Raw genomic sequence first — 12,070 nt, 5'->3', positions numbered from 1 at the left:
CCCGCCACGGCGGCCGTCGAGGCGCTGCTGGACCACCTCGCCGACGTCGGCTTCGCCGGTGCGCCCCGCTCGCTGGGCCGCGACGAGCTGGGGCGCCACGTCCTGGAGTACATCCCCGGGGAGATCGCCCACACCCTCCCGCCGCTCACCGTCGCCGAGCTGCACCGACTCGGCGGACTGATCCGCGAGCTCCACGACGCCACCTCGAGCTTCACGCCACCCCCCGCGCCGCAGTGGGACGTGGTGATCGCGCCCGACCGCGACGACCTGATCTGCCACAACGACGTCGCCCCCTGGAACCTCGTGCGCGACGGCGACCGCTGGGTGTTCATCGACTGGGACGGCGCGGCTCCGGGATCGCGACTGTGGGACCTCGCCTATGCCGCGCACGGCTTCGTCCCGTTCCACGCCCAGGGCGACCCCGAGGTGGACGCCCCGCGGCTGCGCGCGCTGGCCGACGGGTACGGTCTCGACGAGGCGCAACGGCGGGCGCTCCCGGCCTTGATCGTGGCCCACACGCGCGGGATGTACGACCTGCTGCACGAATCCTCGCTCAACGGGGCCCAACCCTGGGCCCGGCTGTACGCCGAAGGACACGGCGACCACTGGGGTCCGGCCGCCGACTACATCGAGACCCACCTCGATCGATGGACCGCCGCACTCCTCACGATGGCGTCAGGACCGCGACCCACTACCGGCGGTAGTAGTCCCGCCAGATGACCCTGTGCAGGGGAATGCGCCGAGGAATTGAACGCAGCCCGGGAATGAACGGTAGGAAGAGCACGACCAGCATGAGCACAATAATGATCGTCATGATGTAGATGTCACCGTTGGCGGTCAGCGTGGCGGCGAACCCTGTTTCGTTCTCGCTGTTGAAGATCGGCAGCTGGTACCAGAACGAGAAGGGCGCGAGCCATTGCTGGCCCGGGAAGTTGCCCGTCTCGTTCATCATGCCCCAGGTGTTGCCCTGGAGGTTGTTCGCCGTGCCGGCGTCGTCGAGGTAGGAGCCATCACCGAGGAAAAGGATCTGCAAGGTGTTGTCGGTGTTGAAGAACTGACCGGGTGCGGGGAGCACACTGTCGAGCGCTCCCGATGCCGCCATGGTCGTCAGGCCCTCGGCCAGCGCGGGCACCGGCCCGTAGTCGCCGTCGGGAACCTTGGTCGCATCGCCGTTGGCGCCGGCTGGGTCGTTCAGCGCGGTGTCGTAGGCCGTTGCCCAGTCGCCTTGCTGGGTGGGGTCGGCGCCGGTCCAGGCGGTCAAGGCCGCGGCAACGCCCGAAGACTGATCCTGGCCCTGGAGCGGGCCAATGACGAAGTCCGTCGCGGGATCGACCGGCTGGTGGACGCCGACCCATTTCTGGAGCTTGATCGGTCCCAGGACCTGACCCTCGCCGCCGTTGTTGTAGGGCCCACCGTAGGTCGCCGAATCTGATGTCCCGGCGAGCTCGGCCACGGTCGTGGCGTAGAAGTTGTCCGGCGCGCTCTTCGCCCAGCCCTTCAAGGTGAGCGACGGATCGTCCGGCGAACTGAACACCGCGGCGAGCACGATCGTGAGGACCAGGACCGCGAGGGTGGCGATCGCGCCCTCCTTGAGGATGTCGTAGTGACGCGTCGCGCCCCGCCACGGCTCCCGCTCCAACGTCTCCTGACTCGTGCGCACGGACATCAGCCGGCTTCCTCGTTGCGGTCCGTGCCCACGGCCGCTCGATGATCGGGGACCGTGGCGGCATCTATCGGCGGTACGACCCCATGGACTCGGACGAGCAGAACGTGCAGCACGACGATGACGACAACCACCGCGGGAATCAGGAAGACGTGCATGATCATCATCTGACCGAGGTCAGCGACGTTGAACCACGCGCCGATCCCTGTCGCGTTGATTCCGTCCTTGGCCTCGAAGGCGATCCATTGCGAATCGAAGTTGGTCTGCATCAGGTACCCGGTCAGCCCCGCGCCGATCGACACCACGAAGGCGAGCACACCCGTGATCCACGTGTTCGCGCGATTGCCGCGCCAGGCTGCCATGAAGAACTTCCCGGCCAGGTGGATCAGCATGAAGAGGAAGAACAGCTGGACCGACCAGAAATGCAGGCTGTTGAAGAAGAGGCCGGCACTGGACACGTGGTACCACGCGGGCCCTTCAAGGGCCAGCAGCGTGCCCGAGGCGACGATCATGGCGAACGCCGCGAGGGTCAGCACCCCGAAGACGTAGATCCAGGACGCGACGTATGCGGGCTGGGTCTCCGGCAGCAGCTTCTCGTACGGGAGTGTGTGCTCGAGCCGCTCGCGGGTGCGGCCGATCCAGGACGTCGCCGGTCCAGCTCCGGCGCTCTGCGGAGCGGGCGTGCTCACGAGCCGTCCCGATCCTCGTGGCGGTCCTTCGGGAACGGGAGCACCAGCGCGAGCACGAACAGCAGCACCATGGATCCGATAACGATGAGGTTCGGAACCGATACCGACAGCCAGCTCCAGCTGAGGTACGTGGGTACGTGCGTCGCCAAATGCGTCAGCACAGCCATGGCCAGCCTTCTTCTCTGCGGCAAGAGGTTCGACTCCTCGAAAGTAGCGCTTGCCGTCGAGGCTGTCCGGGGATTGACGCGCCGGTGGCCCGAGGTCCACGAGCGGGTCAAGGTCGGACCGGGGTGGTCGGAGCCCTCGACCCGAAGATCCGACACCTGATCTCCGAGTTCCCGATCCGTCACGCGAGTGCGGGCGTTTGGTCGTCACAACGGCCTCCCGGGCAGCCAAACGCCCGCACTCGGGCGCCGAGCCGGTCGGTCGGCGGGCGCAGATGCGCGCCTTCTGGTCGTGGGCGGTGGTCCGTCTGGCGGAGCCGGGAAGGCCCGGGCCGCCTGCGCCAGCACGCGTAGCCCTCACCGTCGTACGCTGGCGGCACATTGGGCAATGGAGCCCCATGCCTCACGAGGGCGCGGGCTCCGCGATCAACAAACGGAGCGAAACATGTTGCGTTCAGACGTCTCCCCAAATCCCGTCCAGCGGAGCGGTACCGACCCCGGAGACGCCGGTCTTCGCCCGGACGACGGCGAGCCGGTCGGCCCGCCGCAGTCACCCGACGACCTGGTGCAGCTGGTGTCTCCGGACGGGCTGCGCCGCCCCGACCCGACGTTCGACCCCTGGGTCGCGGACGTGACCGACGATCAGCTGGCCTCGCTCTACGAGGACATGGTGGTCGTGCGCCGCCTGGACATCGAGGCCACGGCGCTGCAGCGCCAGGGACAGCTCGGCCTCTGGCCGCCCCTGCTCGGCCAGGAGGCCGCCCAGATCGGGTCGGCCCGGGCGCTGCGGGCCGACGACTTCGTGTTCTCGAGCTACCGGGAGAACGGGGTCGCCTACTGCCGGGGGGTCACCCTGACCGACCTGCTCCGCGTGTGGCGGGGCACGGCCGCGTCGGGCTGGGACCCGATCGCGGTCGGGATGGCGACGCCGTCGATCATCGTCGGCGCCCAGACGCTGCACGCGACCGGCTACGCGCTCGGGTGCCTGAAGGACGGCGCCAGTTCGGTCGCCGTCGCGTACTTCGGGGACGGCGCGACCAGCCAGGGCGACGTGAACGAGGCCCTGGTCTTCGCCGCCAGCTTCACGGCGCCGGTGATCTTCTTCTGCCAGAACAACCAGTGGGCCATCTCCGAACCGGTCGGGCTGCAGGCGAAGCGGCCGATCGCCGACCGTGCGCCGGGCTTCGGGATCCCCAGCATCCGGGTGGACGGCAACGACGTGCTCGCCGTGATGGCGGCCACCCGGGTCGCCCTGGACCGGGCTCGCGGCGGCGGAGGCGCGACCTTCATCGAAGCGGTCACCTACCGGATGGGCCCGCACACCACCTCCGACGACCCGGGCCGCTACGCCGACCCCCTCGTGCAGGCGGAGTGGGCCGCCAAGGACCCGATCCTGCGGGTGGAGCGTCTCCTCGAGCGCAATGGTCGGCTGACCGACGAGCTCATGCGCAGCGTGAAGTCGACGGCGGACGCCGCAGCGAAGGAGATGCGCGACAGCTGCTACCGCCTGGAGGCGCCCGAGCCCCTGAGCATCTTCGACCACGTGTACACGACCCCGACGTCGTGGCTCGCGCGACAACGGAGCCAGTACGCCGCGTACCTCGCGATGTTCGCCGACGACGACCTGGACGGGGGCGCGTGATGGCCGCGATGACCCTGGCCGCGGCGATCACCTCGGGCCTGCGACGGACGCTCGAGGAGGACCCGAAGGTGGTGCTGCTCGGCGAGGACATCGGCAAGCTCGGCGGCGTCTTCCGGGTCACGGACGGCCTGCAGCGCGACTTCGGCACCGACCGGGTGATGGACACCCCGCTGGCCGAGTCCGCCATCCTGGGGACCGCCGTCGGGCTCGCGTACCGGGGCTATCGCCCCGTGGTGGAGATCCAGTTCGACGGGTTCATCTACCCGGCGTTCAACCAGATCGTCGGCCAGGTCGCCAAGCTGCACTACCGCACGGCCGGTGCGGTGCGGATGCCGATCACCGTGCGCGTGCCCTACGGCGGCGGGATCGGTGCCGTCGAGCACCACTCCGAGTCACCCGAGGCGTACTTCACCCACACCTCCGGCCTGCGCGTCGTGACCTGCTCCAACCCGCAGGACGCGCACACGATGATCCGCCAGGCGATCGCCTGCGACGATCCGGTGCTCTTCTTCGAGCCCAAGCGGCGGTACTGGGTCAAGGGCGAGGTGAGCGATGTCATCGACGGCTCGACACCCTCGATGGATCGTGCGCGGGTGGTCGTCGAGGGCGACCAGGTGACCCTGGTGGCGTACGGGCCGCTCGTGAGCACGGCCACGGACGCCGCGCTCGCGGCCCTGGCCGACGGCGTCTCGGTGGAGGTGATCGACCTCCGCTCGCTGTCCCCCGTCGACTTCGAGACGCTCGAGGCGTCGGTGCGCAAGACCGGGCGCCTGGTCATCACGCACGAGGCTCAGCAGTTCGGCGGCCTTGGCGCCGAGGTCGTCGCCAGCATCACCGAGCGATGCTTCGCCCACCTCGAGTCGGCGCCGGTCAGGGTGACCGGCCCCGACGTGCCGTACCCGCCGGCGAAGCTCGAAGAGCACTTCCTGCCCAACCTGGACCGCATCCTTGACGCGGTCGACCGCGTGATGGCCCGGCCGAACTCGCTGACCGACTGGAGAGGGTGACCGATGGCCATCAAGGAGATCACCATGCCGGACCTCGGGGAGGGGCTGACCGAGTCGGACCTCGTGTCGTGGAACGTCGCCGTCGGTGACACGGTCGAGCTGAACCAGGTCGTCGCCGAGGTGGAGACCGCGAAGGCCCTCGTGCAGCTTCCGTCGCCGTACGCGGGGGTCGTGGCGCGCCTGTTCGTCGAGCCGGGCGCGACGGTGCTGGTGGGGGCACGGATCATGTCGATCACGGTGGACGAGGCGAGCGAGGGCGACGACGGGCTCGGCGACGGTGCCGGCGCGTCCGCCGGCGAGGCCGCGACCGGGCGCACCCCGGTGCTCGTCGGCTACGGACCGCCGATCGAGAGCTCCGCGCGCCCGGCGCGCCGACCTCGCGGAGCCGCCTGGGCCGCCGGCCACCGCGGCGCGCAGCCGGACGAGGCACCGATTCGTGCCCGTGGCCTGCCCGAGCGCCCGAAGTCGTTCCCGCCGGTGCGCAAGCTCGCCCACGAGCTGGGAGTCGACCTCGCGCTGGTCGCCGGCTCGGGACCGGACGGCGTGATCACCCGCGACGACGTGCTGCAGGCCGCCGCCGCCGCAGCGGCGGCGACCGCGGCGGCGCCCGCGGCCGCGGCCGCGAGGATCCCCACGTCGTTGCCCGGCTCCCGGGAGGTCCGGACCCCGGTCACCGGCGTCCGCAAGCACACCGCCGCCGCCATGGTCGCGAGTGCCTTCACGGCGCCGCACGCCAGCACGGTCCTGACCGTCGACGTCACGCCCACGATGGAGCTGCTCGCGTCGTTCCCGAAGCATCGGGTCGCGGCCGGGCACCGGCTCACCATCCTCACGATGGTGGCCAAGTCGATGGTCGTCGCGCTCCGGCGGCACCCGTCGCTCAACTCGCGATGGGACGAAGCCGCCGGCGAGATCGTGCAGTTCGGCTACGTGAACCTGGGCATCGCCGCATCGACTCCCCGCGGGCTGGTCGTCCCGAACGTCAAGGACGCGCAGTGGCTGGATCTCGTCGAGCTCGCCGACGCCCTCGCGCACCTGACGGCGACGGCGCGAGCCGGCACGACCTCCCCGGCAGACCTGGCCGGGGGGACGATCTCGATCACGAACATCGGCGTCTTCGGCGTCGACTCCGGCACGCCGATCCTGGTGCCCGGTGAGGCCGCCATCCTGGCGATCGGCGCCGTCCGACGTCGGCCCTGGGAGTTCCACGACGAGATCGCCCTGCGCAGCGTGCTGACGCTCACCCTGTCGTTCGACCACCGCGTGGTCGACGGCGCCCAGGCCGCCCAGTTCCTGGCCGACGTCGGCGCCATCCTCGCGGACCCGGGGGTGACGATCACGTTCTGACCGACGCCACGGGGCCGACCCGTCAGCTCCCCTGCCCCAGGGCGGCCAGCGCCATCTCTTCGAGCAGTTCTCGACCGCGCGCGCGGGGAGCGGACCGGGCGCTGTGCGGGGTGGAGTTGAGCAGGCCGAAGGTCGCCTGCGCACGCAGGCGCAGCTCCGCCGGGTCGGCCCCGGGGCTCAGCCGGACCAGCACGGACACCCACACCTCGACGTAGCTGCGCTGCGTGGCGCGCACCGAGCGCCGCTCGGCCGCGGCGAGCGTGTTCAGCTCGCGGTCCTGCACCCGGATGATGTCCGGGTTCGCCAGGGCGAACTCGACGTGAAACCGGACGAGCGAGCGGAGCGCGGCGACCTCGTCGTCGGCCCCGGCGACGACCTCCCGACCCCCCGCGAGCAGCCGGTCGCTGGTACCGACGAGCAGGGCAGCGAGCACCGCCTGCTTGCTCGGGAAATGCCGGTACACGGCCGGACCGCTGACGCCAGCCGCCCGTCCGAGATCCTCGATGGAGACGCCGTCGTAGCCCGCTCGGGCGAACAGTCGAGCAGCCTCGGCCAGCATCCTGTCCCGGCGGTCGGCCTTGGCCATGGCGCGTGCCGTCGTCGCGGCGGAGGCGGGTGCCGGTAGCCCGGCCGGCTCAAGGTCCTGGCTCACCACTCGTCGTCCTTCCAGGTAGACACCGAGGTTCTCGAACACTATCGTCAACTCGGTTAGTGAACGTTAACTCGAAATCCGATGTGCCGGCTCAACGGAGAGCGGTGTCGATGGAAACCCTCCGCACGATGGCTGACCGCGGCGCGCCCGCGTTCGCCGACAACGAGGCGGGCCAGCGGGCCCTCGTGCGGGACCTGCGCGAGCGCCTGCGGGTCGCGGCCCTCGGCGGCACGGCGGCGGCGCGCGAGCGGCACGTCGCGCGAGGCAAGCTGCTCCCGCGCGACCGGATCGACGTGCTGCTGGACGACGGCAGCCCGTTCCTCGAGATCGCGCCGCTGGCCGCGTACGGGCTGTACGACGACGACGCACCCGGCGCCGGGTTGATCGCGGGGATCGGGCTCGTCGGCGGTCGGCACGTGATGGTGCTGTCCAACGACGCGACGGTCAAGGGCGGCACGTACTACCCGATGACGGTCAAGAAGCACCTGCGCGCCCAGGAGATCGCGCTGGAGAACCACCTGCCGTGCGTCTACCTCGTCGACTCGGGCGGCGCCTTTCTCCCCCTGCAGGACGAGGTCTTCCCCGACCGCGACCATTTCGGCCGGATCTTCTTCAACCAGGCCCGGATGTCCGCCGCGCGGATCCCGCAGATCGCCTGCGTCATGGGGTCGTGCACGGCGGGCGGCGCCTACGTGCCCGCGATGAGCGACGAGACCGTGATCGTCCGGAACCAGGGCACGATCTTCCTGGGCGGCCCGCCGCTCGTGAAGGCGGCGATCGGGGAGATCGTGACCCCCGAGGAGCTGGGCGGGGGCGAGCTGCACTCGCGCACGTCCGGAGTCACCGACCACCTCGCCGAGAACGACGAGCACGCCCTGCAGATCGTCCGGGACATCGTGGACACCCTCCCCCGCCCGGGGGTACCCGCCTGGGACGTGGTCGCGAGCCGCGAGCCGGCGGTCGCCGAGTCCGACCTGTACGGCGCGGTCCCGACCGACGTCCAGTCGGCGTACGACGCGCGCGAGGTCATCGCCCGGCTGGTCGACGCCAGCGAGTTCCATGAGTTCAAGAAGGAGTACGGCACGACCCTCGTGACGGGGTTCGCCCGGCTGCACGGGCATCCGGTGGGCATCATCGCCAACAACGGGGTGCTGTTCAGCGAGTCGGCGCTCAAGGGTGCGCACTTCATCGAGCTGTGCGACCAGCGCGGGATCGCCCTGGTGTTCCTGCAGAACATCTCGGGCTTCATGGTCGGCAGGGACTACGAGGCGGGCGGCATCGCCAAGAACGGCGCGAAGATGGTGACCGCCTGCGCGACCACCCGCGTGCCCAAGCTGACCGTCGTCGTCGGCGGCTCGTTCGGGGCGGGCAACTACTCGATGTGCGGGCGCGCATACTCACCGCGGTTCCTGTGGACCTGGCCGGCCAGCCGGATCTCGGTCATGGGCGGCCCCCAGGCGTCCTCGGTGCTCGCGACCATCCGCCGCGAACAGCTCGAGAACCGCGGCGAGGAGTGGTCGGCCGACGACGAGGCCGGCTTCCGGCAGCCCATCCGCGAGCAGTTCGAGGCGCAGGGGAACCCCTACTACTCGACGGCGAGGCTGTGGGACGACGGGATCATCGACCCCCTCGACACCCGCCGGGTCCTCGGACTCGCCCTCGACGTGTGCGCCACCGTCCCGCTCGGCGACCCGGCCTTCGGCCTGTTCCGGATGTGAGCGCCGTGACCTCGCCTCCACCGCTGTTCTCGACCGTGCTGGTCGCCAACCGGGGTGAGATCGCCTGTCGTGTCCTGCGCACGCTTCGCGACCTGGGCATCGCGTCGGTCGCGGTCTACAGCGACGCGGACGTCGCCGCCCGGCACGTCGCGCTCGCCGACGTCGCCGTGCGGCTCGGTCCCGCCGCGCCCGCCGCCAGCTATCTGAACATCGCCGCCGTGATCGAGGCCGCTCGGGCGACCGGCGCCGAGGCGATCCACCCGGGCTACGGCTTCCTCGCGGAGAACGCCGACCTCGCGCGGGCGTGCGCCGCCGCCGGGATCGTCTTCGTCGGCCCTGGGGTCGAGGCGCTGGACATCATGGGGGACAAGATCCGCGCGAAGGTCCACGTCGGCCGCGCGAACGTGCCGGTCATCCCGGGGCACGCCGAGCCGGGCCGCACCGATGCGGAGCTCATCGCCGCCGCGGACCAGGTCGGCTTCCCGCTGCTCATCAAGCCCTCGGCCGGCGGCGGCGGGAAAGGGATGACCGTCGTGGAGCGCCCCGACGACCTCCCCGACGCCCTGCGCGCCGCACGCCGGGTGGCCAGGTCCGCCTTCGCCGACGACACCCTGTTCCTCGAGCGGTACCTCGCCTCGCCCCGCCACATCGAGGTGCAGGTGCTCGCCGACGCCCACGGCTCGGTCATCCACCTGGGCGAGCGCGAGTGCTCGCTGCAGCGCCGGCACCAGAAGGTGATCGAGGAGGCCCCGTCGCCGCTGCTCGACGACGACGCCCGGCGGCGGATCGGCGACCTGGCGTGCGAGGTGGCGCGCAGCGTCGGGTACGTCGGTGCGGGAACGGTCGAGTTCCTCGTCTCGAACGACGCCCCCGCGGACTTCTTCTTCATGGAGATGAACACGCGGTTGCAGGTCGAGCACCCGGTCACCGAGCTGGTGACCGGCATCGACCTCGTCGAGTGGCAGCTGCGCGTCGCGGCGGGCCAGCGGCTGGACCGCACGCAGCGCGACGTCCGCGTCACCGGGCACGCGGTCGAGGCCCGGGTGTACGCGGAGAACCCGGCTCGCGGCTTCCTGCCCACGACCGGGCGCGTGCTGCTGCTCGACGAGCCGGCCGGCGCGGGCGTGCGGGTGGACAGCGCGCTGCAGCCGGGGTTGGCGATCACCGGCGACTACGACCCGCTGCTGTCGAAGGTGATCGCGTGGGGCGAGGACCGTGCCCAGGCGCTGGCCCGGCTCGACGCCGCCCTGGCGGCCACGACCGTGCTCGGAGTCCACACCAACCTCGACTTCCTGCGGCAGGTCCTCGCCGACCCGGCGGTCCGCGGCGGTCACCTCGACACGGGCCTGCTCGAGCGTCGCCTGCCCGAGCTCACGTTTCGGTCGGCGGATGCGGCGGTGGTGACCGCGGCGGTGCTGTGGGGCCGGGCCGACGTCGGCGAAGGCGCGTGGCGGCGCGACGGCTGGCGGATGGGCATCGACCAGCCGACCCGCTACAGCGTCGCGACCAGCGCGGACACGAGCGTGCAGGTCGCGGTCCGGGGTGCTCCCGACGCGGCGACCGTCGCCATCGACGACGGCGACGTCGTGCCCGCCCGACTGACCCGCCTCGACGGGGACACCGCCCGCCTCGAGCTCGACGGGATCGCGCGCACGTTCCGCATCGCCACGGACGGCGACACCACCTGGGTCGGTGCGGCGGGCGCGTCCGTCGAGCTCAGGCTCCGCAGTCGCGCGGACCAGCTCGCCGACGCCCTCGCACGGATCACGCGAGTGCCCGGGCAGGTGAGTCCCGAGGTCCGCTCCCCCATGCCCGGGACCGTCGTGGCGGTCAGTGTCGCGACCGGTGACCACGTCACCGCCGGTCAGACCCTGCTGAGCGTCGAGGCGATGAAGATGGAGCACAGGCTCACCGCGACGACCGACGGCATCGTCACGATCACCGCCAGACCGGCCGATCTGGTGAAGCTCGACCAAGTTCTGGCCACCATCACCCCGCACCCCCACGAAGGGCCCCCCACATGAGCCACGAGCTCACGACCGATGAACAACAGCTGAGCGACCTGGTGCGCGACTTCGCCGACGACGTCGTCGCACCTGCCGCCTACGAGTACGACACCCGGCGCGAGCTGCCGTACAAGATCATCGCCCAGATGGGTGAGATGGGTCTGTTCGGGCTGCCGTTCCCGCAGGAGTACGGGGGCCAGGGCAAGAGCTACTTCCACCTGTGTCTCGCCGTCGAGCAGCTCGGTCGCGTCGATCAGTCGATCGGCGTCACGCTGGAGGCCGGCGTCGGCCTGGGCGCGATGCCCATCTGGCGCAGCGGCACCGAGGCCCAGAAGCGCGAGTGGATGCCCATGCTCGCCCGGGGCGAGGCGCTCGCCGCCTTCGGCCTGACCGAGGCGGACGCCGGATCGGACGCCGCCGGCACCAAGACCACCGCCTCGCTCGAGGACGGCGAATGGGTCATCAACGGCACCAAGCAGTTCATCACCAACTCGGGCACCGAGATCACGCGGCTCGTGACCGTGACCGCCGTGACCGGGGAATCGATCCGCGCGGACGGGTCGGTGAAGAAGGAGCTGAGCGCCTTCCTCGTGCCGAGCGGCACCCCGGGCTTCACTGTGGAACCGAGCTACGACAAGGTCGGCTGGCACACGTCGGACACGCACCCGCTCACGTTCGACGACGTCCGGATCCCCGAGTCCAACCTGCTGGGCGAGCGGGGCCGCGGCTTCGCGAACTTCGCGCAGACCCTCGACGAGGGGCGCGTCGCGTTCGCGGCCCTGTGCACCGGCGCAGCCCAGGGCTGCCTCGACGAGTCCATCCGGTACGCCACGAGCCGGCACGTCTTCGGCCGGAGCCTCGGGGAGAATCAGCACATCGCCTTCAAGATCGCCCGCATGCAGGCCCGGGTGCACGCGGCCCGCCTCGCCTACTACGACGCGGCCCGCACGCTCGTCGCCGGGAAGCCGTTCAAGCTGCAGGCGAGCCTCGCCAAGCTGATCGGCAGCGAGGCCGCGATGGACAACGCCCGCGACGCCACCCAGATCTTCGGCGGTTACGGCTTCCTGAACGAGAACCCGGTCGCGCGGCACTACCGCGACTCGAAGGTCCTCGAGATCGGCGAGGGAACGACCGAGGTCCAGCTGATGATCATCGCGCGCGAGCTCGGGTTCTGAGGTCGCG

General features: G+C 70.9%; 11 protein-coding genes. 7 read left to right on the top strand and 4 right to left on the bottom strand.

What is annotated here, in order from left to right; all coding sequences use genetic code 11:
* Window positions 1-720 (top strand): phosphotransferase enzyme family protein (locus VIM26_RS10410; protein WP_331950829.1); only part of this gene is annotated, 720 nt, incomplete at its 5' end.
* Here the strand turns inward: VIM26_RS10410 and VIM26_RS10405 are convergent.
* Genes VIM26_RS10405 through VIM26_RS10395 form a run of 3 tightly spaced genes read right to left on the bottom strand, consistent with a single transcriptional unit; the run spans window position 692 to window position 2,519 of the window.
* Window positions 692-1,666: a hypothetical protein gene (locus VIM26_RS10405; protein ID WP_331950827.1), complete on the bottom strand. Its 975-nt coding sequence runs from the start codon at window positions 1,664-1,666 to the stop codon at window positions 692-694. The genes VIM26_RS10410 and VIM26_RS10405 overlap by 29 nt on opposite strands.
* A complete protein-coding gene (locus VIM26_RS10400) occupies window positions 1,666-2,352 on the bottom strand; it encodes a cytochrome b N-terminal domain-containing protein (protein WP_331950825.1) in 687 nt (228 codons plus the stop codon). Before VIM26_RS10400 ends, VIM26_RS10405 begins: the two co-directional genes overlap by 1 nt.
* Entirely contained in the window at window positions 2,349-2,519 is a 171-nt protein-coding gene (locus VIM26_RS10395) for a hypothetical protein (protein ID WP_331950824.1), read from the bottom strand. Before VIM26_RS10395 ends, VIM26_RS10400 begins: the two co-directional genes overlap by 4 nt.
* A gap of 442 nt (window positions 2,520-2,961) precedes the next feature.
* Here VIM26_RS10395 and pdhA point away from each other — a divergent pair, with 442 nt between their 5' ends.
* Genes pdhA through VIM26_RS10380 form a run of 3 tightly spaced genes read left to right on the top strand, consistent with a single transcriptional unit; the run spans window position 2,962 to window position 6,512 of the window.
* A complete protein-coding gene (pdhA, locus tag VIM26_RS10390; RefSeq protein ID WP_331950822.1) occupies window positions 2,962-4,158 on the top strand; it encodes a pyruvate dehydrogenase (acetyl-transferring) E1 component subunit alpha in 1,197 nt (398 codons plus the stop codon).
* Complete coding sequence (locus VIM26_RS10385; protein WP_331950820.1) at window positions 4,158-5,165, top strand: alpha-ketoacid dehydrogenase subunit beta; 1,008 nt, start codon at window positions 4,158-4,160, stop codon at window positions 5,163-5,165. Before pdhA ends, VIM26_RS10385 begins: the two co-directional genes overlap by 1 nt.
* Window positions 5,166-5,168: 3 nt before the next feature.
* A complete protein-coding gene (locus VIM26_RS10380; protein WP_331950818.1) occupies window positions 5,169-6,512 on the top strand; it encodes a dihydrolipoamide acetyltransferase family protein in 1,344 nt (447 codons plus the stop codon).
* A 22-nt stretch (window positions 6,513-6,534) separates the two neighbouring features.
* On the opposite strand, the gene VIM26_RS10375 is transcribed toward VIM26_RS10380, so the two are convergent.
* The gene (locus VIM26_RS10375) at window positions 6,535-7,098 is read right to left on the bottom strand and encodes a TetR/AcrR family transcriptional regulator (RefSeq protein ID WP_331950837.1); all 564 of its coding nucleotides are present in this window, start codon (window positions 7,096-7,098) and stop codon (window positions 6,535-6,537) included.
* 176 nt (window positions 7,099-7,274) lie between these two features.
* Here VIM26_RS10375 and VIM26_RS10370 point away from each other — a divergent pair, with 176 nt between their 5' ends.
* From VIM26_RS10370 to VIM26_RS10360, 3 genes are read left to right on the top strand one after another with little or no spacing between them, the layout of a single operon-like run.
* A complete protein-coding gene (locus tag VIM26_RS10370) occupies window positions 7,275-8,882 on the top strand; it encodes a carboxyl transferase domain-containing protein (RefSeq protein ID WP_331950835.1) in 1,608 nt (535 codons plus the stop codon).
* A 5-nt stretch (window positions 8,883-8,887) separates the two neighbouring features.
* The gene (locus tag VIM26_RS10365) at window positions 8,888-10,906 is read left to right on the top strand and encodes a biotin carboxylase N-terminal domain-containing protein (protein WP_331950816.1); all 2,019 of its coding nucleotides are present in this window, start codon (window positions 8,888-8,890) and stop codon (window positions 10,904-10,906) included.
* Window positions 10,903-12,063, top strand: coding sequence for an acyl-CoA dehydrogenase family protein (locus VIM26_RS10360; protein ID WP_331950814.1), 1,161 nt, complete (start codon window positions 10,903-10,905; stop codon window positions 12,061-12,063). Before VIM26_RS10365 ends, VIM26_RS10360 begins: the two co-directional genes overlap by 4 nt.
* The last annotated feature ends 7 nt before the right edge of the window (window positions 12,064-12,070 follow it).

Source organism: Pengzhenrongella sp. (genome assembly GCF_036565025.1).
Lineage (GTDB): Bacteria > Actinomycetota > Actinomycetes > Actinomycetales > Cellulomonadaceae > Pengzhenrongella.
Note: the sequence above shows the minus strand (reverse complement) of the source record. Positions and strands in the feature narration are given on the sequence as shown.

Excerpts from the sequence above, each read along its gene's own strand:
- VIM26_RS10405 (WP_331950827.1), bottom strand. The coding sequence starts at position 1,666 with ATGTCCGTGCGCACGAGTCAGGAGACGTTGGAGCGGGAGCCGTGGCGG.
- VIM26_RS10395 (WP_331950824.1), bottom strand. The coding sequence starts at position 2,519 with ATGGCTGTGCTGACGCATTTGGCGACGCACGTACCCACGTACCTCAGC.
- pdhA (WP_331950822.1), top strand. The coding sequence starts at position 2,962 with ATGTTGCGTTCAGACGTCTCCCCAAATCCCGTCCAGCGGAGCGGTACC.
- VIM26_RS10385 (WP_331950820.1), top strand. The coding sequence starts at position 4,158 with ATGGCCGCGATGACCCTGGCCGCGGCGATCACCTCGGGCCTGCGACGG.
- VIM26_RS10380 (WP_331950818.1), top strand. The coding sequence starts at position 5,169 with ATGGCCATCAAGGAGATCACCATGCCGGACCTCGGGGAGGGGCTGACC.
- VIM26_RS10375 (WP_331950837.1), bottom strand. The coding sequence starts at position 7,098 with ATGGCCAAGGCCGACCGCCGGGACAGGATGCTGGCCGAGGCTGCTCGA.
- VIM26_RS10370 (WP_331950835.1), top strand. The coding sequence starts at position 7,275 with ATGGAAACCCTCCGCACGATGGCTGACCGCGGCGCGCCCGCGTTCGCC.
- VIM26_RS10360 (WP_331950814.1), top strand. The coding sequence starts at position 10,903 with ATGAGCCACGAGCTCACGACCGATGAACAACAGCTGAGCGACCTGGTG.